Origin of the sequence: Nitratidesulfovibrio vulgaris str. Hildenborough (assembly GCF_000195755.1) — a bacterium.
GTDB classification, from domain to species: domain Bacteria; phylum Desulfobacterota; class Desulfovibrionia; order Desulfovibrionales; family Desulfovibrionaceae; genus Nitratidesulfovibrio; species Nitratidesulfovibrio vulgaris.
In genome coordinates, this window is the sequence record NC_002937.3 from 2,285,033 (window position 1) to 2,311,646 (window position 26,614).

A 26,614-nucleotide genomic window follows, 5' to 3' on the forward strand; every position below is an offset into this window, starting at 1 on the left:
CGACTTCGCATGACAATTCGCCGCGATACGCGAGGCCGAACGCCGAAGGGCCACGGCAGCCGAAGCGCCAGCTGTGCACCACGCCCGGCTGCACGGATGTGGTCAGCCGTCTTGCACATGTGGCCCAAGGCCGCGCCGCCATGCCAGGAGAGCATGGAGTCTGCCCGGTGGCCAACGAAGCACCAGCCGGGCTGAACAGGGACACCCCGCATGGCGACAGCACTCCGCCTTTGTGTCGGCAGCCCATCGGCCTACGCATGGGCGCACCTCCTCAGCCCGCCTTCCGCGTCATGATCCATCACGGGGATTTCCGAGCGATGGCGTTCGAAGTAGACGTCGCCGGCTTCCGACCAGAAGAGGTCATGGAACTCCATGACACGGTTCCAGTTGTCCCGCGCCCATCCCTGGGAGAAGCCGAAGCCGCATCCGCCGCTCCAGAGGCGATAGACATGGAGCGGATACCGCCGCAGCATGTCGGCCATCCTTTCCGCTCCAGCCTCCGGCGCATCGCACCGGGGAGCGATGCCGAGCTTCGCGCTGTACCCCGAGGGGGTGTACTCCACCACGGCCTTCCCCCTCGCTTCTACAGGTGCGACCGATGCGCTGGCCCCGGCCGCCGTGGATGGAGCAGACGCTTGCGTCATGCCCCCGCCCTGCGGACGTGGCGTTGCGACCTCCGCCACGGTGCCGCCCGGGGACACAGCGGATACGCCGCGTTCCTTCGGCCCGTCTGGCTGGCCGTACTTAGCGAATAGCCTTTCGATCTGTGCCCGATCTTGCATGGTCTCCACTCCGGTCCGTGGTGGTCCGTATTTGGTCCGCATTCAACCTGTTGTTTTTCTTATCTGGTCCGTAGGTCCGCTGGTCTGGAGGGTAAAAAACTAGACAATACGCACGCGCGCACCCGTACACGCATGCGTGCGCCCGTGCGCGCATTATGTTCCGCGGACCACGGACCAAGCCGCATTTTACACCGCATCCCATCGGTATCTATCCGTTTTCGTGGTCCGTGAATCTACGGACCAGCACGGACCACCTCTGCGTCGACCGGCTGCAATCGCTTGGATTGTCAGGGTGTCGCTTCTTTGAGGCTGGTCCGTGTTTCGCTCACCCGCACCCTGTGCTCGGGCCGGAACGGTGGCGCCGCAGCACAGGAGGGGTACGGGGAGAGCGCACAAAAGAAGAAGAGCCATGCGGCCTACTCGATCACGACAGGGTTGAGGGTGATGTTCTCGACGAGATACGGACGCGCCCCATTGGCCGCCCGGGGGCGCGTGACACGCACGGCGGCGTCTTCACGCACCTTGCGTGCCGCCGTCTCAAGCTCGCGCATGAAGTTCTCACGGTTGAGCTGCTTGAAGCCGTTCTCGCTGGCGTACCGCTTGAAGTCCGCATAGAGGTCCTTGATGTCGGTGCGGGTGTTGTCGGTGATGGTGCAGCGGTCTTGCACGAAACCGAGCACGGGGTTGTTGAACCTGCGGTAGTCCATGAGGATGTCGCGGGTCTCGTCGCACATGGTGAACCGGCCTTGCGCCAGCAACCGGTGCAGCCCCACGAGTGCCCACTCGAAGATGCCGTCGAGTTCGGCCATGAGCTTGCCTTCAAGGTCGGGGTCCATGGCCGGGTCGTTCTCGAGGAACTGCCGTTTGAACTGGATGGGCAGGATGCGCCGGAAGTAGCCGTCGCTGTTGTCCATGACGCGGGGCAGCTTGTTGGCGGCGTAGACGAGCTTGACGCACGGGGTGAACTCGAACGAGTCCTTGTGCTTGAACGACGCCTGTATGGGGTCACCCGTGACGATGGCCTTGAAATACTCGCTCTCAAGGGCCGCCGTGGTGACTTCCGTACCCACGTTCAGCAGCTTGCCGAAGAGCGCACTGCGCTGGAACTGGTCTTCGAGGCCCGTCATGCTCACAGCCGAGCAGTTGGCCTCGCCCACCATGGCCCGCAGCACCTTGATGACCTTCGACTTGCCGTCCGACCCCGGCCCCAGAAGCAACAGGCACTTGTCGAACTTCGTCTGCCGGGTGAGGCAGTAGCCCATGAACTCCTGCAACTGGGCGATGGGGCCTTCCGTCTGGATGGTCTCTGCAAGGAACGTCAGCCAGCGTTCCGGCTTGGGCGTCGTCTCGCTGTCGTACCTGACAGGCAGCATGATGGTGGCGAGGTAGTCCCGGTCGTGCGGGGCTAGCTCAAGCGTGGTCACGTTGAGCATCCCGTTCTCGATGCAGAGCCAGTCGTCACGGTCGTTCAGCGACCTGCCGTGCGGGATGGCCGACATGGTCATGGCCAGCGACGAACACGACGCAACCCGGGCTGCCGTCGCCTCCTCTCCGAGCGCGTTGATGGCGCGCCGCTTGAGCTGCTCGTCGCTGTAGATCTCGAAGTGCTTTCCGTTCCAGACGAAAAGCTGCCCGCTCTTGTCGTGGTACATCATGGGATTCTCCTGACAGAGGTAGTCCGCGAGAATGCGCTCGCGGAAGGTGAATCGCCCGTTGGCGCTCATGCCGAAGAAGCGCATGTAGGGCGCGTTGGGGTCGGCACCTGCAGGGGGTGCATCGTCTCCGGCATCCGGAGATGCGCCGGCCTTTCCCGCAGGGACATACGGCTGCGCATCGTCGAGCAGCAGCATGAAGTCCGACAGGGTCTTGCGATGCCGGACGAAGAAGTCCGTCAGGTCCTGCCCGTGGTCTTCGGGCCATGAGCCGTCCTCGCGCAGCCCCATGAACGCGGGCCAGCGGATGATGCGCACGGCGCAGCCCTTGCGGACGAGGTTCTTCGCCGCGGCCTCGGCATACTTCTGCCCTGCCTGGTCGGCGTCATAGGCGATGACCACATCGCGCCCGGCAAGGGCTTCGGCATGGTCTTCGGGCCATTCGTTGGGCTTGCCCGTCTGGGTGATGGCGTTGCGGACGCCATGCGAGAAGGCGCACAGGCAGTCGCCCTCGCCTTCGCACAGCAGCACCCCGCCCGGGCGGAGCATCGAGGCCGGAGGAAAGAGCATGGAAGCCCCATGCCCACGGCCCCAGCTGTAGATCTTGGGCTGGTCGCCCGGTGGCTTGCCAAGGGCGTGGTAGCACCGCAGGTTTCGCAACACCCCTTGTGCATCGCGCACGGGGATGACCACCCTGTCGATGGTCTTGAGCGGAAAGACGGCGTACAGGTCGGACTTCTTGCGGAAATGGCTGAGAAGCCGCACCCCGTAGGTGGTCATGACCTCTGGCGTCCACCCGCGCTGCGTGTAGAGACGGGCCGCCCAGTCTGGCGTGACGGGGGTCATGGCCTCGTAGACGGCCTCTGGTATCTCAAGGTTCTGGCGCGGGCTGCGCTTGGCTGCCCCCTTCTGCGAGGCGGCTTCGTGCTTGCGGGTCTCGCCCGGAGTGCGCCGCGCAGGTTGCCCCACTCCGGCGTCGGCGGCGAACTCGCGCCGGAAGGCCTTGAACCCCTCGCCACTTCGCAAGGGCAAGCCGCGGACATGGCAATAGAGGTCGACGAGGTCGCCGTCTTCCACGCACTGGCGGAAGCAGTGGAACACGTCTTCATCGACGTTGTACGAGAACGACTGGTTCTGGTCGTCATGCAGCGGGCATAGACCGTTGAGCCAGTTGTCCTCTTCGTCGGTCACCGTGAACAGCTTGCGGGCGATGGCATCGCGCTGGTCACGGCTTAGGTTGCGCCCTGCCCAGCCCATTTACGCCACGCCACAGAGACCGGACAGGGTTGCGGCGGCTGTGGCCTTGCCGCAGCCTATGCCGCCGAAGATGCCGATGGTCATGGTTTCGCTCCTGAAGCCGCCTGCTCTTCATCGATCTGGCGCGCGAGGCAGTCTTCCGCTTCTTTGATGGCCTTCTGCAGAAGTGGCCGGGTCTGCTCTACGGGGCAGCCCGCCTGTTGTGCCTTGAAGAACTCGGCCAATGCGATGGTGGCTTGCGTCTGCTCATGGTCGAGACTGCGCCCATCAGGGGATGCCGTGACGAGTTCGAGGCGGTACCCGAGTCCGGCGGCCAGATAGGAGACCGGTTCTACCGTGCGAAGTGCCTTACAAAAGGCAAGGAGATCGTCAGCCGAGAACTTGGCGTTGGAAATTTCGGGGTTCAGCTGGTTCATCAGCGTCGAATACGGCACCCCCACCTCGACGCTGATCTGCTTCGCAGGAAGATCAGATTCCTCAAGAATCCTCTTGAGCATTCCCGACAGAAAGCGGTCACGCATGAAAGTCTCCCATGGCGTTTGAGAAAAAACATTGCGAAGTTCTGCTTTAAGAAGAGCTGGACGCCTGCCATGGTTAAGCATGACAGGCGTCGCCCTGCGGCAGCTCGATATGCTCAAGAAGCAGTCTGGCCAGACGACGCTGCGTTTGTGTCATCCGCCCGGAACTCTGGAGCCGATAGAGTTGCCGACGTGAGACCCCAAGCTCTTCAGCGGCCCGTAAGCCGCCTAGCTTCGAGACAAGTTGTTCGAGAAGTTGGGCGTCATTCATGGGGGAATAATATGACAACTTGTCACGTCAATCAACGACAATCATATCCACTGCCGAAAGAGGTGCCTCTGCGTTATATGGTTGTGATGCCGAAACCATCACTCGAAGAAGCCATCGTTGCCGTGTTCAACAACCTCGTAGAGACCTACGAGCCCACCCCCCGTAAGTTCGCCATGCGCGCCGTAACGTGGGTCATTCCCGGTGCGCGGCCAAAGACGTGGGAGCGGTGGAGTTCGCGCGAGACGAGGGCTGTGCCCATCCGTGAGGTCGAAATCCTTGCAGCAGCGTTCAACCTCTCGTTCGAGCAGATCATCCATCGCGCCCGGCACTATCAGGAGACCGGGGCGTTTCTTCCGCTAACGCCCGCCTAGCCACCTCGCTGCCGTCTATCATCTCCGCTATCGCCTCAAGCCTTCCGGCCAGGAGCTGCAAGACATAGTCGCGCGGCTCGCCGCAACCGCCTTCGCTGGCCATCCAGCGAAGCGTTCCTGCTATTTCATCCAGCTCTGAAAGCAGACCCATCACATCCTCCAGTGTGAGACACCTCATCGGCGAATATCCACGTCGAGCAACGGGTGTGCCTCGTGGATTTTTTGTCGCCCGTTTCGAGACAAATTGTCATTTTTTTTGTTGACTGGCGAGACAATTTGTCACAGCATGGGCCATCGAAACCGAGCAACCCAGAGCAGCGCCATACGGCAGAGGTCTGGGAGAACGCGGTGACGATACCCCCTGCGAGTACCGAGCACGGCAAGCCGCAAGCCCTAGGGAGCGGGAAGGCACGCGACGGCAGGGAATGGGGGCTCAAACGGGAACGCCAAACGACGGAGGCAGCCATGGGCATCAGCAAGAGGACGCCACGAGAGGCGATAGGCAACGTTCTGGTTCTTCGGCTCGTCATCATCGCGCAGTTGGCGGCGCACGAGGTGGACCATGCCTGACATGAACTACCGCTACGACGCCGACCTGCACAAACTGGTGACGCTGGTCCGCATGGGGGCACACACCCTGCGCCTTGCCGCCGACACCCTGCCCGCCCTGCGTACCTTGTGGTTGCAGCACATCCGGCACGGCTTCGTCCCTGCGTAGGTGGCCATGCTCAGTAGATTCAACCGATGGATGGACGACCGGGGCTATGCGTGGCTGTTCCTCGCATGCTGCATCGCCGCCGCTCTTCTCTGGGGCATGCCATGACCGTCTACTGCAAGGACAAACGTACAGCCCTGAACGACCGCCACTGCCTGTTGCGCCACATCCATTCCGTCAGGACGGAGCAGCGCCTCCAATGCGCCGAATGCCGCATAGGGCGCACCTTGGCGGAGAACGGGCTACCCCGGCCCGTGCACCACAAGGCCAGCAAGCCCCGCGTAAAGATGGTCACCCCGCTACGCCCGGACTCTGGCGTCGAACTTGCCGCCGTACTGCTGCGGGCCATGCTTGAGGCAAGCGCCGGCCGCGTGTCGCTGTCCCGCCTTTTCAAGGCCTACAACGATGCCGCCAACGCGCTGGGCCTTCCCGCCACATCACCCGGCGGGCTTGCGAAACGGCTCCGTAGCCGGGGGTGCTCGACCGTCATCACCGATGCCGGGCAGGTCATCACCGCCAGCAAGGGCACGCGCCGCTTCGTCTCTTCATCCATGCCGCGAAACCACGGCAAGAACGCAAGGTGAACGCCATGAGAATTGCCCGACCGCATAGGCAAGCCGGGGGTGCCGCATGAGCGACAAGCGCCGCCCCGACGCGACCATGCGTCTGCACCGGCCCACGGGCGAAGTGGTGCGCATCGAAATCTTCCGCTCCGAGCAGTGGCCCACACGGCCCGAGGCACAGCCCAACGCCTTTCGCATCCGCCTCGATGGTCGCTGGTGGCCAGAGGCGAAGACCATGGACGAGATCCACTTCGCCAGCCCCTACGGCATTGGCCAGCTTGTGACCCGGCTCGTGTCGGCGTCGTTCGGCATCCCTTCGGGGAGTCCCGGCAGCGAAGAACCGCCCGTGCACAAGGGCGACGTGGTGCGCGTCTACGCCGATGGACGCATCACGCGGTCACGGGCACTTGGCGACGCCGCCCGCGATCCCGCGACGATGGAATGGATGGTGCGGGTCATCGGCTTCCAGCAGCCGCAACGTGTCGACGCGCTGCTACCGCCGCCGAACGAACCCCAATCGGTTCCCGCCTGCATGACCGTCTGCACGTCATGCGGCAACGTCACCGCCGGAAGCGACGACCTCTTTCAGCCATGCCTCAACTGCGACGGCAACGAACGACTCCTCGTCCGGGCTGCCGAGCTTGGCGAACTGGCCCTCCTCAGCCGTAAGGTGGATTCCATGGCGCGTGAAGAGGGCCTCTGCGGGCACATCGCCCGACAGATCATCGAACCACCGCAGGAGGATACCGATGCGTAGCGTCCGTCTCATGCCGGCTTCCGCCATCATCGCAGAAGAGGCTGGCACCCTGCTCCACGACGTGGAGAGGCTCTTCAATCGCAGCGGCCTCAACCCGGCGGACAAGTTCGCGCTGGCCAACGTCCGCATGGCCCTGCGCCGCGTCAGAGACAGACACCGCCAGTGCATGGGCGTGGACATGCCTGACGCCGCACCGGAATCACCCTGCATTTCGTGCCATCGCGCCCTACGCGAGAACCAGACGCCCTAGCGTCCGGCTCCGAGACGTCCCCGGCGATTCGCCCCCGGATAGCCGGGGCATGAGGAAATCGGGCCGGGTAGCCCGCACCACGACACCTTCGCACGCACGGCGCGGCGAGAAGCGGGCAGCCGAAACACGCCGGGGGTGGACGACGACACCCCTGGCCAAACCGGAAGAGATGAAACGCAAGGCAAGCCATGAGATGCGCGGCGCTCTCAACCGGGAAAACATCACCCGGTGCCGGGACGGAAGCAGACAGGCCTACAGCATTGTCGACCACCAGACACACCGATCAGGCTGCATGAAGGAGAAAGACATGATGAACGTTGAAGAGATCAAGGAAATCTACTCCGGCCAGATTGCCGAAGCCATACGCGAGGCCATGGCCCCGGTCGTCGAACTCCAGTCCATCGCGGTGAAGTTCACCCTGACCGCCAACGAGGTGAGCCGCCTCTACGGTATCAGCGAGTCGCTGCTCGAGAAGCTGCGTGCGGCCGGAAGGGGGCCTGCCTATATACAGGCAGCGCACAAGGGCAAGGTGCTCTACACCAGAAAGGCCATGGAGGACTGGCTGGCCCGCAACACCTTCCAGACGCAAGCCTAGCTACAGGATTCCGTCGAGCTGATTCACGGCCTCGCGCCGCGTGTCGGGGGCCAGCTTCGCGTAGCGTCTGGTCATCTCGACGACGCTGTGCCCCATGAGGTCTGCAACCGTATAGAGAGGTACGCCTCGCTGGACGAGCCACGAGGCGAAGGTGTGGCGCAAGGTGTGGAACACGACCTTGTGCCGCGCATCATCCACCCCGTCATTGAGTTCCAGATCGCGGACAACCCGGACGAACGTCTGGTTGATCGTCCGCATCCCCTCACCCGACGCCTTGGTGAAAACGAACTCCTCGGGTCGGCGACCAACCACATACCGCGCCAGCACCCGCGCCAGATCTTCCGTCATGCTCGCCATGCGGCTACCAGACTTGGCGTCCATCACGGCGATGACCCGTGCGTCAATGTTGACGTGCTGCACCTTGAGCGAAAAGATCTCGCGCAGCCGCAACCCTGCGAACAGCGAGACCCTGCACACATCGGCGAACTGGGGAGAACGGCAGTCCAGCTCCTCAAGAAGCCAGCGGGCCTCTTTGGGCGACAGGAAACGCATCCGGGCATTGTCTACACGCTTGACGACCACGCCATCCGTGGGCGTAGGGCCGTGATACACACCCCACCCCGCCATACGGCGGTACAGACGCTTCACGAGGCCGACAGCATGGACTCGCGTCTGTGGTGACAAGTCACCCATCCGGCGCAGCAACTCGTTGATGTCGACGGTCTTGACCTCATCCATCCTGCGAGAACCGATCACCGGCTCGATGTGCTTCAGGTACAGTGAGCGGTCTGTCTTATAGGATGACTTGGACGCCAGCCAGTCTCGGCAGTAGAGCGTCCATGCATCCCCTACCGTCATGTTCGCCCGGACGACCTGCTTCGAGAGGCGCACCGCATCGGCACGGAGTGCCGAGGCCAGCTGCGGGGTCATGCCGTCCGACCTCCACCCCGCCCTCTTCCAGACGAGCTTACCCTCGACCTTGATGCAATAGTCGTAGGCGACGTCTGCCTTGCCCTGGTATTTTCTCGTGGTTGACGCCACTTCGAAAACGCCTGTAAACCTCGTTTTACGACGTGCCACGACGCCCTCCCGTAGCTAACTTTTGGCTAACCAAGTAGCGTGGCTAACCCTACAGCTAACCTTTTTCAGAGGCAAACTACGGGCAAATGAGGGCTATCAGAATTTGCAACCATCTGTTATGATGCACAATGCGGAAAGTTCAGACAGAGTGCGGACAAGGTTGCACAGCTTCCCAAGCTGAAGGTCGCGGGTTCAAATCCCGTTTCCCGCTCCAGAATTCAATGCCTCACGAGAAATCGTGAGGCATTTCGCTTTGATACGCAATCAAACGCTTTGACATGATGCCGTAGCGAATTGGCGCAGACAATTCGGCTGCCCCCAGGGGGGGCTTGAGGCGTCGCTGGCGCATCAGGACTGCAGCGTCAGACGCGCCCTCAAGAAACCGGGCTATTCCAGTGCCCGCAATTCTCGCATGAAAAGCCCGAATGGCTTGGCGTGCCGTCGGCTGCAAGCTCTATCTCGACCTCGTTCAGCGTACCGCAATTCCCGCAGGGAATGCGCGCCATGCCAGCATCGGGCGCGTAGTCGCATTCCTCACCATTGATGGTGACCGTTGCCGTGAAGTCTGCCATGACGTACTCCTTCCTTGCGCTATGGACGTAGGCATAAAAACTTTCCCCTCATTATAGCGCGTACGGCGTGCCACAGGCAAGAAGACGGACAGCATGGCCAGCTAAAGAAGCCATTGACAGCAGGCAACGCCCGACAGATATCCTCGCCCTGCCCGATATTATAGAAACATTTCGAATGATCATCATATGTTTTACGATAACAATATTACCCTTACTTCTATTGCATGCAACCTTCTTCCCCACTGCCAAGTGGCAAGCGACAAGAAGGTAGGGCATTTTCACTTTTCCACCAACACCACATCCCACTCCTACTAGTATTCCCTGTTTTTTACTGCTACACAGCGCCCGTGTTCCCTACACTTCGTGGATTCGTGAAAATGCATAAAGAGGGAGAGTCTATGGCCCGCATAAAGACGCTGGCTGGCGCTGTACTTCTGGTGACTACCGTGACAGTGCCTACTGCGTATGCGTCGGACGTGGAAGATGTTGTAGAAGTGGCAAGTGACATTGTTGAGCTGATCCGTGAGGTAAGCGGTGCACGGCACCGATACGAGGATAACCGCTCTGAATCGTATCGCCGTGAATGGCTCGAACAACGTGATCGCCTCGAAGAACTGCGCACTGATGAGATATCGAGGCTGGCAGGTGTGTCACGCGGGGCGATTCGTGACATGCGCTCTCGTGATTACGGGTGGGACGCCATCTGCGACATTTATCACATCAATCCTAAGCGGATAGGGCTTAAGGCGCATCAGGGCCGTGACGATGATGACGACTAGCCAGTAGCCGCGCCCAAGAGCGCCATCGCAAACAATAGAAGGGCATCTCATGTGAGGTGCCCTTCTTCTTCGACTATTCCAATGCTGTGAGCACTCCTGACAGTCACGGGAGCATGAAAACCACCTATTGACGGCACGCGGTCACCACTGGTGTTACAGGGGTCCTGTGCACCAGAGGCATGCTTGCCCAAAAAACTGTTTGTTGATCATTCAAGAATCTCTTTCAGAGTGTACCCATGCGCCAAAAACAAGTGCCACGTAGCCTATCGCCCCTCATCCCCATTTGACACCCCTACTGTACAGGACGAGTATTCACCTGACCCTACCGTACCCATAGGGATGTTACTCAGGTTGTCTTCTTTCGGCAGCCTTCGCAAAGGCTTGGCTGGTAGTCCGAACGCTCATGCTCATGCCCTGGTGGGGCCGCTCTTTGTTGTAGTGATGCAGATAGGCGCCGAGGCCTACCTGCATTCCCTCCAGCCCTCATCCCACTTTTCATGCCTGCCGACGATTCATGGTACACCCATCTTGTGTCCCTGATGGCAGGCTGGATAAGTTGCTGGCTGCAAAGAATTCCCCGCTTGAAAAGACAGGTCTTCTCCCTCTGTCTCCGCCCACTCCTCCCAGCTTTCAGACTCTACACTGTGAGCATAGAGCGTCCTATTGCACATCCCCCCTAACAGCCCCGGCCCATCACACCGATTTATCCGAAAGGTTGGCGCAGCGAGCCTGTTGTGCTACAATCCCCCGCATCATCATGCCAGCCATCAAGTCGGCATGAAATCCCTGAACACAACAGGAGCGGACATGTATCCCTTCGACTTCTACAATCCGACCCATATCGTCTTCGGCAAGGACAGGCTGCCAGAAATCGACCGTCTCGTCCCGAAGGACGCGCGCGTCCTCATCCTCTACGGCGGTGGCAGTGCCAAGCGCTTCGGCACCATCGACGCCGTGAAAAAGGCGCTGGGTGACCGCTTCGTCATGGCCTTCGGGGGCATAGAGGCGAACCCGCAGTTCACGACCCTCATGCGGGCTGTGGCACTCACTCGCGAGAATGACATCGACTTCCTGCTTGCCGTCGGTGGCGGGTCGGTGATGGACGGCACAAAGTTCGTCGCCCTCGCCCACGGCTATGAAGGTGACGAACAGGGACTATTGAAGCACGGGCTCAACCCCATTCCCATCGAAAAGGCCCTGCCTCTCGGCACCGTGGTCACGCTTCCGGCTACAGGTTCAGAGATGAACATGGGCGGGGTCATCAGCCACGGCAACGGAAAATACCCGGTGTTGTGCGCCGCCACGTTCCCGCGCTTCTCCATTCTCGACCCCACGCTCACCTACACGCTTCCCGCAGCGCAGGTGGCCAATGGCGTCGTCGACACCTTCGTGCACGTCATGGAACAGTATCTGACCTTCCCTGCCGAGGGCCGTTTTCAGGACAGGACGGCCGAAGGCATTCTGCTGACCCTCACCGAAGTGGGATACGCCACCCTCGAAGACCGTGCAGACTATGACCCGCGCGCCAATCTCATGTGGTGCGCGACCATGGCCCTCAACGGACTCATCGGCGCAGGCGTGCCGCAGGACTGGACGTCGCACATGATCGGGCATGAGATAACGGCCCTGCATGGTGTTGACCACGGTCGCACGCTTGCCGTCATCCTGCCCGCCGTCATGCGCGTGCGCCGCGAACAGAAGCGCGAGAAGCTGCTCCAATACGGTCGTCGTGTATGGGGCGTCACCGCCAAGGACGAGAACGCTGCCATCGATGAGGCCATCGCCAGAACCGAGTTCTTCTTCGAAAGCCTCGGCGTACCCACCCGCCTCTCCGCATACGGTATCGGTGAGGAGGCATTCGACGCCATCATCGCAGGTTTGAAGGAGAAGGGGCATACCGCCATGTCCGAACGGGGCGACCTCACGCTCGAGGATAGCCGGAACATTCTCAAGGCTGCACTGTAGCAAAGTCGCACTCTGCACTCGGGCCATGAGGCCCGACGCAGCCCTGCCCGCAACAAGAACATATACACCATACAAGACCGGCCCGGTGCAGCAATGCCCGGGCCGTTCTTCGTGATGCCTACCGCGCTTCATGTGAGGGTGTGGGTGGGGCGTACCGCGTCTGAAACCTGCAAGAGTCCTCGAGGACGCGGTACAGAAAGACTACGGCACGATCACATCATGCACGTCAGGGGCCAATCGCCACTCCCCCTGCCATCGACCCTGCACAGCCCCACGCATATCCTTGCGGATGGCATCGTACCTTGCAGTGTCACTTCTGCAGTGCCTCCAGCACCGGGCGACGGGCACCGGTCACGGCATGACTGCCCTGATAGGCGATGTAATACGATGAAATCTGAGCGACGTAGGTCACAGGTTCACGCCCGACGTATCGTAACGCCGCATATTCCACATTGCCGAACCAGCGATTGGGGTCGAGTCCCATCCGTATGGCACGTTCGCGGACACGGGCCATGCGGTTGGGGCCCATATTGTAGGCGGCAAGGCTGAACAGCGTCCTGTCCGGTTCGCGGATATCGGCATCGGAAAAGTAGTCCGACCGCACATATTCAAGATAGCGCACCCCGGCATGGATGTTCGTCACCGCCTCCTTCACGACATCGGGAAAACCCATGGTCCGGGCTGTCGAAGGTAGCACCTGCATCACTCCGACGGCACCGCGTGGACTGCGCAGCTTCTGGTTGAGACGCGACTCCCGGTAGCCCTGCGCAAGCAAGAGCAACGGGTCGAAGGCATAGGTGTCGCCATAGCGGATGAAATGGGGATAGAGACGCTTTGCCCGGGCAGCGAACTTGCGGTTGAGCCCTTCGACGTGCCACGACCTGTCTGCGTAATAGCGTTCCAGCAGTCCAGCAGCCTTCTTCACGGCCCTCCCCCCATCGGCAGCGAAGAAGGCGTTCACTTCATGCAGCAACCCCGGGGCATCGGGGCGTACCGCCCATGCGATGTCCTGCCCCGTCTTCAACTTGAGCGAAGGCAGAACCTGCACATCGGGCATGGCGCGTCGCCACAGCCGGGCACGATGACTGTCGGCGACCATCAGGTCTATGGCACCTGTCCCGAGAAGGTCGAAGAGGTCCTCCGGTTGCAGGTCGGCCGATGGCGTCACGATGTTCAAGGGCGCAAGGCCCTGTGCGGCAAGACGGACGTTGAGTTCGCCCAGATGCTGCTCGTGGCTTGAGCCCCGGACGACATGCACCGTCCTGCCCGCGAGTTCATCCAGGCTCGTTGGCACGGGTGCACCCTTGCGGATGGCAAAGACCTCGTCGATGCCGCGCAGGTACGGCGTGGCGAACGGGACGCGTGCGCTACGTGCCTCCGTGACGGTGAACCCGGCAGCGGCAATGTCCCCCTTGCCCTGCTCAAGCGCCGTCAACAGTTCATCGAACGCGACCGGAATGAAGATGGCGCGGACAGGCAGGGCCTTCTTGCCCCCCTTCTTGCCAAGCCATGCGGCGAATGCACGGGCGAGTTCGACTTCCACGCCGCGCAGTTCGCCGTCAGCGATGAAGAAATCTCCCTTGCGGTAGGTGACGAGAACACGAAGCACTCCACGTTGCCTTATCTCCTTCACATCACCCGAGAAGGCCTTCTCCGCAGGGAGGATGAGGTCCTGGATGCGGTCTTCCGGCAACGTCGCCGGGTCATCCTCCTGGGCTGCGACCATGGCGGCGGCTGTACCCGACACGACAACCAGACAGGGCGCTGTCAGGGCGAACATGAAACAGAACAGCACGACAACGCGTGACCACCCGGAGGATTTCGGCATAGGTGCTCCTTTCCTGCCCGTGACGGGGAGGCACAAGCCCATGATAGTACGCGATATCGGCATGATGCAAGACATTCTACCCGGCGCGAAAGGCACACTAGGCTGGTGACGCGAGAAAGCAGGACAGGGCCTTGCCGCCTTGAGACACGCACACCGGGCCGGATGCCCTGCACATTCGCATGGTTGGAAGCTAAAAAATCATCGTGATAAAAGTTTATTGACACAACAATAAAAATGCGATTACTGCGAAGTCATGCGGTAACGCATTGAACCGTTCCGGCAAGAATGCAGGAATGACAACCAACCGCCGAAAGGAACACTCGCATGATCAACCCCATCGCCACCCCCAAGGCTCCCGGCGCTGTCGGCCCCTACTCTCAGGGTATAGATACCGGTTCTCTTGTCTTCGCCTCCGGTCAGTTGCCGCTGCACCCCGAGACCAAGACCATGCCTGCCGACATCCGTGAACAGGCCGCACAGTCGCTGGAGAATCTCAAGGCCGTTCTCGAAGCCGCCAGCAGCGGACTCGACAAGGTGGTCAAGACCAGCGTCTTCCTTGCCGACCTCGCCGATTTCGCCGCCGTCAACGAAGTGTACGCGAAGTACTTCGCAACCCCCTTCCCGGCCCGTTCGTGCTTTCAGGTGGCGGCCCTGCCCCTTGGCGCACGTGTGGAGATAGAAGCCATCGCCGTCAAGTAGCGACGGCGACAACGAGGCAGAGGAGAAGGGCCCGTCCCACAAACTCCATAGGGGACGAGGCCGCCAGGCCCTCAGTTCGGCACAACATCAACCACATGGAGAAGCTGCCATGAAGCGCATTCCCGAACCGTTCCGCATCAAGATGATCGAACCCATTCGCATGACCACCCTCGAAGACCGCACCAGGGCACTCGAAGAGGCGGGGTACAACCCCTTCCTTCTCAAGAGCGAGGATGTGTACATCGACCTGCTGACCGACTCCGGCACCGGTGCCATGAGCGACCGTCAGTGGGCGGGCCTCATGATGGGCGACGAGGCTTACGCTGGTAGCCGCAACTTCCTGAATCTCGAAAAGGCCGTGAAGGACGTGTTCGGCTACGAGCACACCGTCCCCACCCACCAGGGGCGCGGCGCCGAACAGATTCTCTTCCCCTGCCTTGTGGCCCGCATGAAGGGCGACAAGCCCGTCTTCATCTCCAACTACCATTTCGACACCACCGCCGCCCACGTCGAGATGACGGGCGCCAAGGCCATCAACGTGGTCACCGAGAAGGCGTTCGACACCGGCACCTACTACGACTGGAAGGGCGACTTCGACCTTGAGAAGCTCGAAGCCACCATCAGGCAGCATGGCGCGCAGAACGTGGCTGGCATCATCGTCACCATCACCTGCAACAGCGCAGGCGGCCAGCCCGTCTCCATGGCGAACATCCGCGAGGCAGCAGCCATCGCCAAGCGCCATGGCATCACCGTCATCATCGACTCCGCCCGTTTCTGCGAGAACGCATGGTTCATCAAGCAGCGTGAGGCCGGATACGCCGACAAGTCCATCCGTGAGATCATCCGCGAGATGTACTCCTACGGCGACGTGCTCACCTGCTCTGCCAAGAAGGACCCCATCGTCAACATCGGCGGCCTCTGCTGCATCAAGGAGGACGTCGACCTCTTCCGTGCCGTGCAGGTCCGCTGCGTGCCCATGGAAGGCTTCGTCACCTACGGCGGCCTTGCCGGACGCGACATGGAAGCGCTGGCCATCGGTCTCTATGAAGGTACTGACGAACACTTCCTCACCTACCGCATCAAGCAGGTCGAATACCTCGGCGAACGTCTGCGTCAGGGCGGGGTTCCCATCCAGTACCCCACCGGCGGTCACGCCGTGTTCATCGACGCCAAGCTGATGCTGCCCCACATTCCGGGCAACCAGTTCCCGGCACACGCCCTCGCCAATGAGGTCTACATCGAAGGCGGCGTGCGCGGCGTCGAGATAGGTTCGCTGCTGCTCGGGCGCGACCCCGCCACCGGCCTGCAGAAGGAATCGCCGCTGGAACTGCTGCGCCTCGCCATCCCGCGCCGCGTCTACACCAACGACCACATGGACTACATCGCCGACACGGTCATCGCCGTGCTCGACCGCGCGTCGTCCATCAAGGGCCTTGAGTTCACCTACGAACCGCCGGTGCTGCGTCACTTCACCGCGCGTCTGCGCCCCATCGCCTGACAGGACGGGGGGAACGCCTTCGGGCGTTCCCCCCTTTTTTACATCAACACCGGGAGCATGACGGAAGCACCGCCTGTCCACTGCGGCTATGGACAAGGCCGGAGGCCGATGCCTTCGACATTCGCACCGCACCCTCCCGCAGAGCACGAGACACATCGAGAGGAGTGACCATGTCACAGTGCATGACAGCCAACGGGCAGACCGCCACGCAAGCCGGGGTGAAGAATCCCTCGGTTCTTGGCGGCGCCATGATCATAGCCGGGACGACCATCGGCGCGGGCATGTTCTCGCTGCCGAGCGTCTCTGCCGGCATGTGGTTCTTCTATTCCCTCTTCGTCCTGTTCGGCACGTGGCTTTGCATGTGCCATTCCGGCCTGATGATCCTCGAGGCCAACCTCAACTATCCCGCCGGGACATCCTTCGACAACATCGCCAAGGACTGCCTTGCCAGACCCGTGCGGCTGCTGAACAGCCTCTCGGTGGCCTTCGTGCTCTACATTCTCACCTACGCCTATATCAGCGGCGGCGGGTCCATCGTCGCGCATACGGTGAAGGCGGCTGTGGGCATCGACGTTCCCATGAAGCTGGGCGGCTTCCTCTTCGCGCTTGTGCTCGCGTTCGTCGTATGGCTGAGCACCCGCGCCGTCGACCGCATCTCCACCATCATGCTCGGCGGCATGATACTCACCTTCTTCTCGTCGGTGAGCGGCCTCATGTTCAACGTGCAGCCCGCTGTGCTCTTCGACACCGGCGACACCAGTGCGCCATACTCGCCCTTCATACTCGCCACGCTTCCCTACTTTCTCACCTCGTTCGGGTACCACGGCAACGTCCCCGGACTCGTGAAGTACTACAACAAGGACCCGAAGGCCGTCGCCAAGACCATCATCTACGGCAGCTTCCTCGGCCTCATTCTCTACGTGTGCTGGCAACTCAGCGTACTGGGCAACATCCCGCGCGAGGAATTCCTCGACATCGTCGCCAAGGGCGGCAACATGGGCATCCTCGTGGGGGCGCTGTCCAAGGTCACAGGCAGCACCAACCTCGACTACCTGCTCCAGGTCTTCTCGCATCTTGCCGTGGCGACCTCGTTCCTCGGCGTGACGCTTGGCCTGTTCGACTGCATCGCCGATACGCTCGGCTTCGACGACTCGCGTCTCGGACGTACCAAGACCGCCATCGTCACCTTCGTGCCCCCGGCCATTGGCGGCCTGTTCTACCCCGACGGATTCATCATGGCCATCGGCTTTGCCGGGCTTGCAGCCACCGTGTTCGCTGTCATCGTACCCGCCATGATGGCACTGGCCACACGCAGGAAGTTCGGCAACACCACCTACCGCGCCCCCGGCGGCAACGTGATGCTCTATGTGACCATCGCCTATGGCATCACCGTGGCCATCTGCCATGTGCTGACCATGTTCGACATGCTGCCTGTCTACGGCAAGTAGCGAAACGTCACGGGCAGCAGCCCCACGCACCAAAAGGCGGCGCATCGTCACTGATGCGCCGCCTTCGCATATGCAGCCCGTCAGGACGAACGCCCGACACTCAGAGGGGTTGAGGGGGCCGTTGTCCCTGCGGGTGGCCACCGTCGCCACGCGTTGCCGTCTTCCCGCAAGGGGCACCGATGTCGGCCCATCTCACTCGACGGCAGAGGGGTGGCAGATGCCACATGCAGCAGGGGCGACGCCCTTCCGGAAGCGCCGCCCCTGAGATGCGAATGCACAGCGAGATGCCGCCACACGGGCGATGGTCAGCCATTCACCCGTTGCAGATAGCGGTAGATGGTTGCCTCTGAGGCGGCAAGATGCCTTGCCACAACTGCCACTGTCCCCTTCAGCAGGAACACGCCCTTCTCGTTGAGGGTGCGCACGATGGCCATCTTCTCGTCCGGCGTCATGCGTTCGGGTGCGATGGCCGCACCGTTGACCACCTGCCGGATGATGCTGTCGGTGAGGTCTTCGATGGACTCGGCGAAGGTCTCGAGCGTATGCGGCACATCAGGTTCGGGACGTCTGGGCATGAGCCGCCCGCGTTCGATGAATCTCTCAAGAAGGCCGTGCGCCTCCACGAGGGACGAGGTGTCCATGTTCAGGCACAACATCCCCGCCAGTTCACCGTCATCGCTGAGAATGAAATAGGTCGCCGAATGCAGGGGGCGTCCGTCACGACTCTGCGTCTTGTAATCCATGACGAAGGGCCGTTCCTTCCATGCCCCCTCCTTGAGAAGCCGCAGGGCGAGGTCGGTGAGCGGTGCCCCCTTGCGGCGTCCGCTGATATGATTGTTGGCAATGGCCAGCACCGAATTGTCAGGGTTTCTGACATCGTGCAGCACCACTTCACAGTCCTCACCCAGAAACGCGCCCAGAAAATCCACAAGCGGCACATACCGCTCGATGGTGCATGAGGTCGTCTTGTCTGCCACGTCGTATCCTTCGGGTAGTTGCTGTGAAAAAATAGTCTTTGTGCAAAAAAACTATTGTACAGCAAAAAAACTGTCAAGCCAATCTCGCCAGCACCGCCGCAACACACCACCGGAACGCCCCGAGTGCCCCCCCGGCAGACGTTGTAACAGCCTCACCGACAGAGGTGCCCCTCCATCATGGCGATGCCCGCCGTCCGCCAGCCCGCCGTGGCCCTTGCCAGACACCCCGGTTCAGGCTTTGCAGAAAAATGTGACTGACCATGCAAAGAAGTGTTGACAGGCGACGAAGGTTTGCGTTAGCACACGACCCGCACGAGGGAACAGCCCCGATGTCCGCATCAGAGCCGCTTCCTTTCCCACATTGTGGGTCTGAACGTGCGGGAGTAACTCAGTGGTAGAGTGCAACCTTGCCAAGGTTGAAGTCGCGGGTTCAAATCCCGTCTCCCGCTCCAGAGAAGGCACGGCCGGTCGCAAGACCGGCCTTTTCTTTTGCCTTGGGCCAACTGCCGGTGACATATCCGCCACCCGCGGCCTCCACACCCGAGGGCAGCATCGAGCACCGTCCCTGCGGGGGAAAGGCCCCCTGCCGTACCGCCCCGGGCAGCATACTCCACGCCCGCCAGCCTCTGCCCTTCACATCTTGCGCAACGCCGTACCTTGAGGCATGAACTCCCGACGGGCAACCACCCGCAGCAACAGCAAGGAAGGCACATGCACACCGATACCCCTTCGCTGGAGTCGCTGCTTGAAGCGGCGCGCCAGCGTTACGATGTCGTTTTCGAACCGCTCACCGTGGACGAGACCCCCCTCGACGTGCTCCAGATTCGCAACATGCGCCAGCACATCGACGCGCTCGTCGCCAACCGCAGTGTCCGCGACCCGCTGCACGACCTGCCCCTGTGGGCGAAAATCTGGCCCGCGTCGTTCGTGCTGGGCCGCTTCCTGCGCAAGGCGTCACCCGAAGGGCGCACGCTCCTTGAAGTAGGGGCGGGCTGCGGCGTGACAGGACTCATCGCCTCGCGCTATGGCTTCGCACATGTCACCGTGTCTGACATCAACGAGGACGCCCTCCTCTTCGCCCGCGCCAACGTGCTCAAGAACGGGCTCGAAGACCGGGTTTCAGTGCGCCGTGTCGATGTGGCTTCCACCCGTCTCGACGAGAAGTTCGACGTCATCGCAGCATCGGAGGTGCTGTACCTCGAAGAGTTGCACCGGCCGCTCATCAAGTTCCTGCTGCGCCATCTCGCACGGCGTGAGGATGCCGTGGCCATGCTCTGCACCGACACCCGCCGCAAGATGGGGCGCTTCTTCAAGCAGGCCGAACGCGACTTCCGCATCGAGGAACAACTCGTGGGCATCCGCACCACGGGTGACGACGGCGAAGAGGAACGCCGCGTCTTCACCATCCACCGTCTGCACCACAAACACCCATGATACAGCTTCGCCCCTGCCCCAAGAGCTACACACGCGACCAGGACAAGGCGACCACCCCGGCAGAGACCGTACGCCGGGTGCGCGAACGCCTCGCCTCGCTCGACATCAGCATACTCGCCGAGACGCGCCGGGTGGATGTGGGACGCCTCGGCATCCCCGTCTTTCTCAGCGTGTGCGGCGCCGATGCCCGTGCCGTGATGCCCACGCGCAAGCAGATGGGCAAGGGTGCCTCGCTGGAACAGGCGCAGGCATCTGCGCTCATGGAGTTGATGGAGCGTTACAGCTTCTTCACCTTCTGGCGAGACATGCCCGGCATGGTGGAGGCCACATGGTCCGAAGCCCGAAACCGTTTCGGCGACGCGCTGATACCCGTCGATGAGATTCTGCACTCCGTGCATGACACCCTTTCCCCCGACGACGCCGTCCGCGCCCTCGACCTGTGGCGCTGGAAGTTCTTCCCCGCCACGGACATCACCCACGGGCGCGAGGTATGGCTGCCCCTCGACTGGTTCAAGAAGCTTGGTGAGTTCAACGGCTCATCGGCAGGCAACACCGAAGAGGAGTCCATCCTTCAAGGCAGTTGCGAACTTGTGGAACGCCACGTGTGCTGCCTCATCGACCGCACACAGCCCGAGTTGCCCACCATCGACCCGGCGTCCCTCGACGACCCTGTGCTGCTTGAACTTGCGGCTGCCTTCGAGCGCAACGGCATCCGGCTGGTGCTCAAGGACTTCTCCATGGGGATGCCCGTGCCTACGGTCGGGGCCATCGCATGGGACCCTGCCACCTTCCCCGAACGCTCCGAAATCGTCTACACGGCAGGCACGTCATCCTCTCCGGTGAAGGCAGCCATACGCGCCGTGACAGAGGTCGCACAGCTTGCGGGCGACTTCTGCACCGGGGCCTGCTACGAGGCCTCGGGGCTTTCCAAATACGAAAGCCTCGACGACATCGCGTGGCTTGTCGCCGGACCCGTTGTCGCCCTTGACACCCTGCCTTCGGTGGAGACCGACGACATCCGCGACGAACTTGCCGCGCTCTGCGACGGGCTTGCCGCGACGGGGCACACGCTCTACAGCGTGTCCACCATGAACCCCGATGTCGGCGTCAACACTCATTACAACATCGTGCCCGGGTTCCACTTCCGTGAACGCGACCGTAACGCCTCACTGGGGCTGTTCATCGGGCGCATCCTGAGTGAAGAGGCAGACGCCGGCACGGCGCTGGCGGGGCTCTCGGTTCTGGAGGAGCTCTACCCCGGTGCGCATTTCCTGCCCTTCTTCAAGGGGATGCTGGCACTCAGGGCCGAGTCGCACCACGAGGCCATCAGCTTCTTCGAACAGGCCGAACCGCTGCAGCCTGAAGCGGACTCTCGCGGTCTGGCGGCCTTCTACGGTGCCTATGTGCGTACCCTGCTCACAGACTGGCAAGGGGCCCTTCCCGGGCTGGACCGTGCCGTGACCGAATGCCCCGAGATGAAAGAGTACTTCAACCTGCGCGGGGTGTGCCATTTCAAGCTTGGCGACTACGCACAGGCCGCACAGAACTTCGCGCAGGTACTGCATATCGACAAGGGGGCCGTGGTCGACCTCGCCAATCTCGGCCTGTGCCACAAGTTCATGGGTGACACCGAGAAGGCCGAAGAGCTTCTCTCCGCCGCACTGGAGATAGACCCCGGCCTCGACTTCGCACGCCGCCATCTGGATGAGATGCGCCAGCCCTGACCCTGTACCTCGGCGTGTAGCCCCTGATACCCGCACGGATGAAGCAAAGAAGGTCGCCCCCGGGCGACCTTCTCTATTGCAACACCGTCCTCCGCACACATCACAAACGCCTGCCTGACGGAGGTCTCAGGCCACTCGCGCCAGCACTATCGCTTGTTGGCCTTTTCCTGCGCCTCACGGAACAGCCTGTCCTTGCGCTTTTCGAAGGACAGTGCCGTGCGCAATGCCGCAAGGCCGAGGGCAAAGAGGCTGAAGAACATGATAAGCAGCTTCTGCACCTGCCACTTTTCCGCGCTGGCAAGCCCCAACGCCCACGAGGCTCCCGCCTTGTCGCCGTAGTAGATGGACAGGGGAAGCACAACGAGTATGCACAGCAGAATGCCTATCTCCATCCACATGAACGTACGTCCCATGAACAGCGTGAACAGCGTGGCATCACGGACGATACGCAGGAACTTGAGACGCGATTCGAGCTTCTTGATGCGGTCCATCTCCGTCTCGACGGTCGCCTGCGCCTTCTTGAACGATTCTGCCGTCTGGAAATGGGTGCGGATGGCCCAGTTGAGGTTGGCTGCGCACTTGTTGTAATCGCGGTTGAATTCGATGAGCAGACTGGGAAAGGGAAACCATGCGGCCTCGTCCCGAACGCGGGTGAGGCGTTCCATATAGCCCTTGAACCGCTCCTTCAACTCCCTTCCCTCACGGGCGACACGCGCCTGAAGCTCACGTTCGATGCTGGCACAGCCATTGATCAGCATCTGGAACGCCACAAAACTCCTGGAATCGGCAATCTGGCGCAACACACCGATGCGTTCGGTGGCATGCAGCGTGAACGGATGCTCATCGGGGAACCACGCCCCCACCTCGCCAAGCAGCCTGTCCAGCCCTTGCCTGTCTTCCGCTGCGCGCTTTTCCGCCTCGCCCCACGGAATGGTCAGGGCTGAAAAGAGTTGCAGGTGCCCCCGTTCGAGTTCGGGGTCGACCAGCAGACGATTGAAGATGGCAGGGTCACGCTGGATGAGATTGAACACATGCCCCAGTGCCTGGTCGGCGAAACCCATCTTCACCTGACACACCGTCTGCCTGTATTCCGCGTCAATCCACAGGGGACAGAGACGGACGGCCTGCCTGTAGCATTCATTGGCCTGCGGATAGCGCCCCTGCATCTCATGCAGCCGCCCTTGCAAGAAATCGTGCCATGCCTGCTGCAACGGGGTGTTGCACAGCGTTGCGGCCTCTTTCCACAGTGCCAGCGCTCGGGTGGGGTCTCCCCGTTCAAGGGCGATGAACCCCTGAAGGGTTCGAGACCGATAGTCGCGAGGGTTGCGGGCGATGACTGGCCCCAGTTCCTTTTCGAGAGGGATGAGGTCGGCACCCGCAAAGCGGTGATAGAGGTCCCATACCGGATTGTCGTCATGAGGGGCCTGTTCTTCAAGCCCGCGCGGGTAGTCCTTGCCCCGCGCCAGCCACATGCCGGGGATGAAACGAAGCTGTACGGCCGAATTCAGGGCGAAGATGGCGCGCATGAGCACGCCCTCGGCCCCCGAGGCCCCTGCAAGCTGTGAGAACCCCTCTTCAACACCTGCGGTGAGTGCATCCTCGATGCCCTTGAAACCGGCGTTGATGGTGTCGAAGTCCATCATCTGCAACGCCGACAGGGCGTCCCGGTCGTTCCCCTTCATATTACGGGTGGGGCATGACGTGGTCTCATGATTGCGCATTCCGCAATAGAAGCAACCGTGCCCCGTTCCTGCCAGCAGACGCCCCGAAACCAGCAGCGGCAGCATGCCGCCGTTGCCGCCCTCCTCGTCCAGCCCGACATTGCTCCAGTCGTCCATGCTGGTGTGTTCCACCGAGAAGCGCACATCGTGGATGGTGAACCCCTCACCCAGCAGGTAGGCGTTGCGGTAGCTCATGTGCGGGAAGTCGGGCATGAGCTGTTCCCAGTCGACCCGTATCTTCCGAGGCAGTTCATTGTTGAAGTTAAACCCCTTGCGGTCGACGATGACGCTCACACAAGGCCAGTAACGGGTGGGACGCTGCTCCTTTATCTCGCGGACAAGGTGCAGCAGGTCGCGCACCCAGAGTCTGAACTGGCGCAGGTTGTCCAGTGAGAAGATGAGAAACTGCTCGTGCAGGATGAACTTGAGCCTGTGCCGCTGCAACACTCCCTCGATTTCGGCGAAGAAATCGCGCCAGCCAGCCTGGAACTTCTTGTCCAGAGGATTGCCGAGAGGGTGCAATACGGCATACCATCCCAGCGTGGACTGGTAAGGCATGCGCGGGTCTGCACCAAAACCGCTCCATTCGGCATTGGCCATGCCCTGCAACGAGGCCGTGCGTTCCATGGAGATGCCCGGTATGCCGATGGCCGACTCTCGCGCTCGCCCATGAACCCAGACCGTGAACGACTGCGGGACGAGCACCTCTTGTGCTGTCAGGGCGCTATCGAGCGAAAGGCCGACCTCGCGCCGCATTCCCAGCAGCAGCTTGGCTGGCAACACCTGTACCGCAACGGGAAGATTGTTGAACTTCGCCCAGATGTGCAGACGGGCCAGGGCCAGAAAGACATCAGACGAGAAGAAGTACCACAATGCCTGGTCGCGCTCCGCGACCACGGTCATGCCGCCATAATCCTGCAATGTCTGCGGCACTGCCGGATTGAGGTCGCCCTGCCAGCATAGCCACAGGGCGATCCCCGACGAGCTCATACGGATTTCCTTGAGCTGGGGAAGGCGACGTGTCAGGTCGGCTAATTGTGGCATGGCAACTCACTTGCAACGCTGGAGGTCAACTTGGACATCACTCTCACTCTCGCGGAACTCAAAAAGAAACCCGGGTTCGCCGATAACGTGGGCATGGTTCTGGTACATAACGGTGTCGTGCGAGGCTGGTCGCGCAAAGACCACGCACCCGTCACCTCTGTTCGCGTCACCCCCGACAGGGCACGCATGGACGCCATCTGCCGCGAACTTGAAGCGCGACCCGGCATATTCTGCATACTCGCAGAAGCCGTCGAGGGCGAGTGTCGGCCCGGTGACGATCTTCTCTTTCTCGTCGTCGCTGGCGACATCCGCGAAAACGTCAAAGCCGTTTTCGCTGAACTTCTCGACAGGATAAAGGCCGAAGCCGTCATCAAGCAGGAATGCACGGCCTGACTCCCCTCGTATCGACACTCCTAACACGTCGAAGCATAAAAAGCCCCATGCCGGTACTGCCAGCATGGGGCTTTTCTTGCAAATACCACACCACCCTGCACATATTATTTTCAAGTATAGAATTGTTGATATAAAGGTATGCGTCCGTGTATGATCCATGCTGAAGCCACCTTGGCCCCCTGTCCAACGAAGTCGGACAGGGGCCCCCCGATGCAGGGGGCGTGGCATCGCATGCGGCATGAACAGGATTCGCTGACTCTACACATTGCTCACCAACGCGCCGTCTCACCGCCTTCGCGTGTGGGATGACGACGCCAGACGGTCACGGGCAGAGAGAGACGCAGATGCACGACGCACCAGTCGCCAGTCGTGGCACGGCTGACAAAGGTCAGCACAACGGCTATCGCCGCCCCTGCGCCCTTGCACACGTCTGTGTGTTCGTGACCCTGACCGTATCGTTTCTTCTCGCACATGCCTTGCCACACAAGGCTTGGAGTAACATACAGACTCCGGCACAGGAGGCCTCGGCGAACGTCCAGACGAGGGCTGCCAGTCCCCCGACTGACCTGCACGCAGGCACCCCCGACACGCCATCAGCCTCCGCCTCATATGCCGAGGCGAAACCTGCCACGACAGACCGCAAGCGTCGGCATCCGGCAATCGCGCCGGACAGCGCATACCCCCATGGAATCCCTGACACGCCTGTTGAAGCCATCGTCCTGCGCATCGCCGATGGCGATACCATCATCGTGGACATCCCCGGCTATCCACCCATCATCGGCCATCGAATCGCCGTACGGGTGGCAGGTTGCGACACTCCGGAAAGCAACGACCCCCGGCAGGAGATGCGCACCCTCGCCCGGCGCGCCACCTTCCGTACCCGCGAGATGGCCCCGCCGGGTTGCACCGTGCGCCTTCACAACCTGAAACGTGACAAGTACTTCAGACTTCTCGCCGACGTGGAGACACCAGTTGGCGACCTCGGCACACACCTCATCGGCGAAGGGCTGGCAAGACCCTACTCCGGCGGACGCAAGACGTGGTGACCACCGCCACCATCCCGCGCCAGCCATCAGTCCGCAAGAAAACACCCCCGGTCGCCGACATAGAGGCGGCGCACGCTCATGGCTTACGTGCCGGACAATGCGGGACTGAAACAGTCCACGCGGCCACTTTCCATGTGCGCAGGGGGCAGGCATCGACGGCGGGTCGACCATGGGCACCGCAGAGGTGCTTCCATATCTCTTCAGGTGCCTCATGACGAACGTAACGACATGCCGTTGCAAAAGAACATGTGATCGCAACCAAAAAAAAGTTGACGGCCAATTCGAAAATATGTATCACGGACCCATTCATTCACGGCGTTGACTTTTTCGTCTTGGACTTCGCATGGGCAAAGCTCCGTACCGATAAAGCATCAAGCCGAACTTTTCTTACGGAGCCTTTTTTCATGGCCAAGACTCTCTATGTGGGCAACCTGCCCTTCAGCGCTTCTGAAGACGACGTTCGCAGCCTTTTCACCAACTACGGTGAAGTTGTTTCCGTTAAGCTCATCATGGACCGTGAAACCGGTCGTCCCCGTGGCTTCGGCTTCGTGGAAATGAACGACGGCGACGCTGGCGCTGCCATCGAAGCTCTCGACGGTGCCGATTTCATGGGCCGTGCTCTCCGCGTGAACGAAGCGCAGGAGCGTGCCCCCCGTCCGAAGCGCGCTTGGTAGC

At 61.5% G+C, this 26,614-nt stretch carries 24 protein-coding genes and 1 tRNA gene; 17 read left to right on the forward strand and 8 right to left on the reverse strand.

Annotation, left to right across the window (positions count from 1 at the left end; genetic code table 11):
* Positions 1 to 251 precede the first annotated feature (251 nt).
* The 3 genes from DVU_RS10335 to DVU_RS10345 all read right to left on the reverse strand — a co-directional run bounded on the left by DVU_RS10335 (position 252) and on the right by DVU_RS10345 (position 4,212).
* Entirely contained in the window at positions 252 to 782 is a 531-nt protein-coding gene (locus DVU_RS10335; protein ID WP_010939462.1) for a hypothetical protein, read from the reverse strand.
* A gap of 416 nt (positions 783 to 1,198) precedes the next feature.
* Complete coding sequence (locus DVU_RS10340; protein ID WP_010939463.1) at positions 1,199 to 3,691, reverse strand: phage/plasmid primase, P4 family; 2,493 nt, start codon at positions 3,689 to 3,691, stop codon at positions 1,199 to 1,201.
* 80 nt (positions 3,692 to 3,771) lie between these two features.
* Positions 3,772 to 4,212, reverse strand: a complete 441-nt coding sequence (locus tag DVU_RS10345) for a phage regulatory CII family protein (RefSeq protein WP_010939464.1) — start codon at positions 4,210 to 4,212, stop codon at positions 3,772 to 3,774.
* A gap of 354 nt (positions 4,213 to 4,566) precedes the next feature.
* Here DVU_RS10345 and DVU_RS10350 point away from each other — a divergent pair, with 354 nt between their 5' ends.
* The 6 genes from DVU_RS10350 to DVU_RS10370 all read left to right on the forward strand — a co-directional run bounded on the left by DVU_RS10350 (position 4,567) and on the right by DVU_RS10370 (position 7,731).
* Positions 4,567 to 4,851: a hypothetical protein gene (locus DVU_RS10350; RefSeq protein WP_010940664.1), complete on the forward strand. Its 285-nt coding sequence runs from the start codon at positions 4,567 to 4,569 to the stop codon at positions 4,849 to 4,851.
* A gap of 562 nt (positions 4,852 to 5,413) precedes the next feature.
* The gene (locus DVU_RS16710) at positions 5,414 to 5,569 is read left to right on the forward strand and encodes a hypothetical protein (protein WP_010939467.1); all 156 of its coding nucleotides are present in this window, start codon (positions 5,414 to 5,416) and stop codon (positions 5,567 to 5,569) included.
* 101 nt (positions 5,570 to 5,670) lie between these two features.
* Positions 5,671 to 6,150: a hypothetical protein gene (locus DVU_RS10355; RefSeq protein ID WP_014524482.1), complete on the forward strand. Its 480-nt coding sequence runs from the start codon at positions 5,671 to 5,673 to the stop codon at positions 6,148 to 6,150.
* A 46-nt stretch (positions 6,151 to 6,196) separates the two neighbouring features.
* Entirely contained in the window at positions 6,197 to 6,886 is a 690-nt protein-coding gene (locus DVU_RS10360; RefSeq protein WP_010939469.1) for a hypothetical protein, read from the forward strand.
* Positions 6,879 to 7,136 carry a hypothetical protein gene (locus tag DVU_RS10365; RefSeq protein ID WP_010939470.1) on the forward strand — a complete coding sequence of 86 codons (258 nt, stop codon included), beginning with the start codon at positions 6,879 to 6,881 and terminating at the stop codon, positions 7,134 to 7,136. Before DVU_RS10360 ends, DVU_RS10365 begins: the two co-directional genes overlap by 8 nt.
* Positions 7,137 to 7,443: 307 nt before the next feature.
* Complete coding sequence (locus tag DVU_RS10370) at positions 7,444 to 7,731, forward strand: helix-turn-helix domain-containing protein (protein WP_014524483.1); 288 nt, start codon at positions 7,444 to 7,446, stop codon at positions 7,729 to 7,731.
* On the opposite strand, the gene DVU_RS10375 is transcribed toward DVU_RS10370, so the two are convergent.
* Both DVU_RS10375 and DVU_RS10380 read right to left on the reverse strand, forming a co-directional pair.
* Positions 7,732 to 8,811: a tyrosine-type recombinase/integrase gene (locus DVU_RS10375; protein WP_014524484.1), complete on the reverse strand. Its 1,080-nt coding sequence runs from the start codon at positions 8,809 to 8,811 to the stop codon at positions 7,732 to 7,734.
* A gap of 374 nt (positions 8,812 to 9,185) precedes the next feature.
* The gene (locus DVU_RS10380; protein ID WP_010939473.1) at positions 9,186 to 9,383 is read right to left on the reverse strand and encodes a hypothetical protein; all 198 of its coding nucleotides are present in this window, start codon (positions 9,381 to 9,383) and stop codon (positions 9,186 to 9,188) included.
* 398 nt (positions 9,384 to 9,781) lie between these two features.
* On the opposite strand from DVU_RS10380, the gene DVU_RS10385 reads away from it, so the two are divergent.
* Positions 9,782 to 10,162 carry a hypothetical protein gene (locus DVU_RS10385; RefSeq protein WP_010939475.1) on the forward strand — a complete coding sequence of 127 codons (381 nt, stop codon included), beginning with the start codon at positions 9,782 to 9,784 and terminating at the stop codon, positions 10,160 to 10,162.
* 807 nt (positions 10,163 to 10,969) lie between these two features.
* Positions 10,970 to 12,127: an iron-containing alcohol dehydrogenase gene (locus tag DVU_RS10390; protein ID WP_010939476.1), complete on the forward strand. Its 1,158-nt coding sequence runs from the start codon at positions 10,970 to 10,972 to the stop codon at positions 12,125 to 12,127.
* A 310-nt stretch (positions 12,128 to 12,437) separates the two neighbouring features.
* Here the strand turns inward: DVU_RS10390 and DVU_RS10395 are convergent, their stop codons facing one another.
* A complete protein-coding gene (locus DVU_RS10395; protein WP_010939477.1) occupies positions 12,438 to 13,955 on the reverse strand; it encodes an MltF family protein in 1,518 nt (505 codons plus the stop codon).
* 324 nt (positions 13,956 to 14,279) lie between these two features.
* On the opposite strand from DVU_RS10395, the gene DVU_RS10400 reads away from it, so the two are divergent.
* From DVU_RS10400 to mtr, 3 genes are all read left to right on the forward strand, one after another.
* Positions 14,280 to 14,654: a RidA family protein gene (locus DVU_RS10400; protein WP_010939478.1), complete on the forward strand. Its 375-nt coding sequence runs from the start codon at positions 14,280 to 14,282 to the stop codon at positions 14,652 to 14,654.
* Between the two features lie 109 nt (positions 14,655 to 14,763).
* On the forward strand, positions 14,764 to 16,152 hold the full coding sequence (locus DVU_RS10405) for a tryptophanase (RefSeq protein WP_010939479.1): 1,389 nt from the start codon (positions 14,764 to 14,766) through the stop codon (positions 16,150 to 16,152).
* A gap of 170 nt (positions 16,153 to 16,322) precedes the next feature.
* Complete coding sequence (gene mtr / locus DVU_RS10410; RefSeq protein ID WP_010939480.1) at positions 16,323 to 17,600, forward strand: tryptophan permease; 1,278 nt, start codon at positions 16,323 to 16,325, stop codon at positions 17,598 to 17,600.
* Positions 17,601 to 17,905: 305 nt separating this feature from the next.
* On the opposite strand, the gene DVU_RS10415 is transcribed toward mtr, so the two are convergent.
* Positions 17,906 to 18,577: a helix-turn-helix transcriptional regulator gene (locus tag DVU_RS10415; protein WP_010939481.1), complete on the reverse strand. Its 672-nt coding sequence runs from the start codon at positions 18,575 to 18,577 to the stop codon at positions 17,906 to 17,908.
* A 377-nt stretch (positions 18,578 to 18,954) separates the two neighbouring features.
* Here DVU_RS10415 and DVU_RS10420 point away from each other — a divergent pair.
* From DVU_RS10420 to DVU_RS10430, 3 genes are all read left to right on the forward strand, one after another.
* Positions 18,955 to 19,029, forward strand: a tRNA-Gly gene (locus DVU_RS10420).
* A gap of 259 nt (positions 19,030 to 19,288) precedes the next feature.
* Positions 19,289 to 20,011 (forward strand): class I SAM-dependent methyltransferase, encoded by a 723-nt coding sequence (locus DVU_RS10425; protein WP_010939484.1) that lies wholly within the window; start codon positions 19,289 to 19,291, stop codon positions 20,009 to 20,011.
* Positions 20,008 to 21,735 (forward strand): YcaO-like family protein, encoded by a 1,728-nt coding sequence (locus tag DVU_RS10430; RefSeq protein WP_010939485.1) that lies wholly within the window; start codon positions 20,008 to 20,010, stop codon positions 21,733 to 21,735. The genes DVU_RS10425 and DVU_RS10430 overlap by 4 nt, the downstream gene beginning before the upstream one ends.
* A 146-nt stretch (positions 21,736 to 21,881) precedes the next feature.
* Here DVU_RS10430 and DVU_RS10435 read toward each other — a convergent pair whose 3' ends face one another.
* Positions 21,882 to 24,446 (reverse strand): tetratricopeptide repeat protein, encoded by a 2,565-nt coding sequence (locus DVU_RS10435; protein WP_223295095.1) that lies wholly within the window; start codon positions 24,444 to 24,446, stop codon positions 21,882 to 21,884.
* An 84-nt stretch (positions 24,447 to 24,530) separates the two neighbouring features.
* Between DVU_RS10435 and DVU_RS10440 the strand changes: the two genes are divergently transcribed.
* The 3 genes from DVU_RS10440 to DVU_RS10450 all read left to right on the forward strand — a co-directional run bounded on the left by DVU_RS10440 (position 24,531) and on the right by DVU_RS10450 (position 26,613).
* On the forward strand, positions 24,531 to 24,893 hold the full coding sequence (locus tag DVU_RS10440; protein ID WP_010939487.1) for a molybdenum cofactor biosynthesis protein MoaE: 363 nt from the start codon (positions 24,531 to 24,533) through the stop codon (positions 24,891 to 24,893).
* 344 nt (positions 24,894 to 25,237) lie between these two features.
* Positions 25,238 to 25,939 carry a thermonuclease family protein gene (locus DVU_RS10445; RefSeq protein WP_010939488.1) on the forward strand — a complete coding sequence of 234 codons (702 nt, stop codon included), beginning with the start codon at positions 25,238 to 25,240 and terminating at the stop codon, positions 25,937 to 25,939.
* Positions 25,940 to 26,343: 404 nt separating this feature from the next.
* A complete protein-coding gene (locus DVU_RS10450) occupies positions 26,344 to 26,613 on the forward strand; it encodes an RNA recognition motif domain-containing protein (RefSeq protein ID WP_010939490.1) in 270 nt (89 codons plus the stop codon).
* Position 26,614 lies beyond the last annotated feature (1 nt).

Bases quoted from the DNA above. Each gene is read 5' to 3' on its own strand.
- DVU_RS10350 (WP_010940664.1), top strand. From the start codon at position 4,567: ATGCCGAAACCATCACTCGAAGAAGCCATCGTTGCCGTGTTCAACAAC.
- DVU_RS10345 (WP_010939464.1), bottom strand. From the start codon at position 4,212: ATGCGTGACCGCTTTCTGTCGGGAATGCTCAAGAGGATTCTTGAGGAA.
- DVU_RS10395 (WP_010939477.1), bottom strand. From the start codon at position 13,955: ATGCCGAAATCCTCCGGGTGGTCACGCGTTGTCGTGCTGTTCTGTTTC.
- DVU_RS10425 (WP_010939484.1), top strand. From the start codon at position 19,289: ATGCACACCGATACCCCTTCGCTGGAGTCGCTGCTTGAAGCGGCGCGC.
- DVU_RS10365 (WP_010939470.1), top strand. From the start codon at position 6,879: ATGCGTAGCGTCCGTCTCATGCCGGCTTCCGCCATCATCGCAGAAGAG.
- DVU_RS10450 (WP_010939490.1), top strand. From the start codon at position 26,344: ATGGCCAAGACTCTCTATGTGGGCAACCTGCCCTTCAGCGCTTCTGAA.
- DVU_RS10370 (WP_014524483.1), top strand. From the start codon at position 7,444: ATGATGAACGTTGAAGAGATCAAGGAAATCTACTCCGGCCAGATTGCC.
- DVU_RS10435 (WP_223295095.1), bottom strand. From the start codon at position 24,446: ATGAGCTCGTCGGGGATCGCCCTGTGGCTATGCTGGCAGGGCGACCTC.
- DVU_RS10340 (WP_010939463.1), bottom strand. From the start codon at position 3,691: ATGGGCTGGGCAGGGCGCAACCTAAGCCGTGACCAGCGCGATGCCATC.
- DVU_RS10335 (WP_010939462.1), bottom strand. From the start codon at position 782: ATGCAAGATCGGGCACAGATCGAAAGGCTATTCGCTAAGTACGGCCAG.
- mtr (WP_010939480.1), top strand. From the start codon at position 16,323: ATGTCACAGTGCATGACAGCCAACGGGCAGACCGCCACGCAAGCCGGG.
- DVU_RS10360 (WP_010939469.1), top strand. From the start codon at position 6,197: ATGAGCGACAAGCGCCGCCCCGACGCGACCATGCGTCTGCACCGGCCC.
- DVU_RS10430 (WP_010939485.1), top strand. From the start codon at position 20,008: ATGATACAGCTTCGCCCCTGCCCCAAGAGCTACACACGCGACCAGGAC.
- DVU_RS10390 (WP_010939476.1), top strand. From the start codon at position 10,970: ATGTATCCCTTCGACTTCTACAATCCGACCCATATCGTCTTCGGCAAG.
- DVU_RS10355 (WP_014524482.1), top strand. From the start codon at position 5,671: ATGACCGTCTACTGCAAGGACAAACGTACAGCCCTGAACGACCGCCAC.
- DVU_RS10380 (WP_010939473.1), bottom strand. From the start codon at position 9,383: ATGGCAGACTTCACGGCAACGGTCACCATCAATGGTGAGGAATGCGAC.
- DVU_RS10385 (WP_010939475.1), top strand. From the start codon at position 9,782: ATGGCCCGCATAAAGACGCTGGCTGGCGCTGTACTTCTGGTGACTACC.
- DVU_RS16710 (WP_010939467.1), top strand. From the start codon at position 5,414: ATGCCTGACATGAACTACCGCTACGACGCCGACCTGCACAAACTGGTG.
- DVU_RS10445 (WP_010939488.1), top strand. From the start codon at position 25,238: ATGCACGACGCACCAGTCGCCAGTCGTGGCACGGCTGACAAAGGTCAG.
- DVU_RS10405 (WP_010939479.1), top strand. From the start codon at position 14,764: ATGAAGCGCATTCCCGAACCGTTCCGCATCAAGATGATCGAACCCATT.
- DVU_RS10400 (WP_010939478.1), top strand. From the start codon at position 14,280: ATGATCAACCCCATCGCCACCCCCAAGGCTCCCGGCGCTGTCGGCCCC.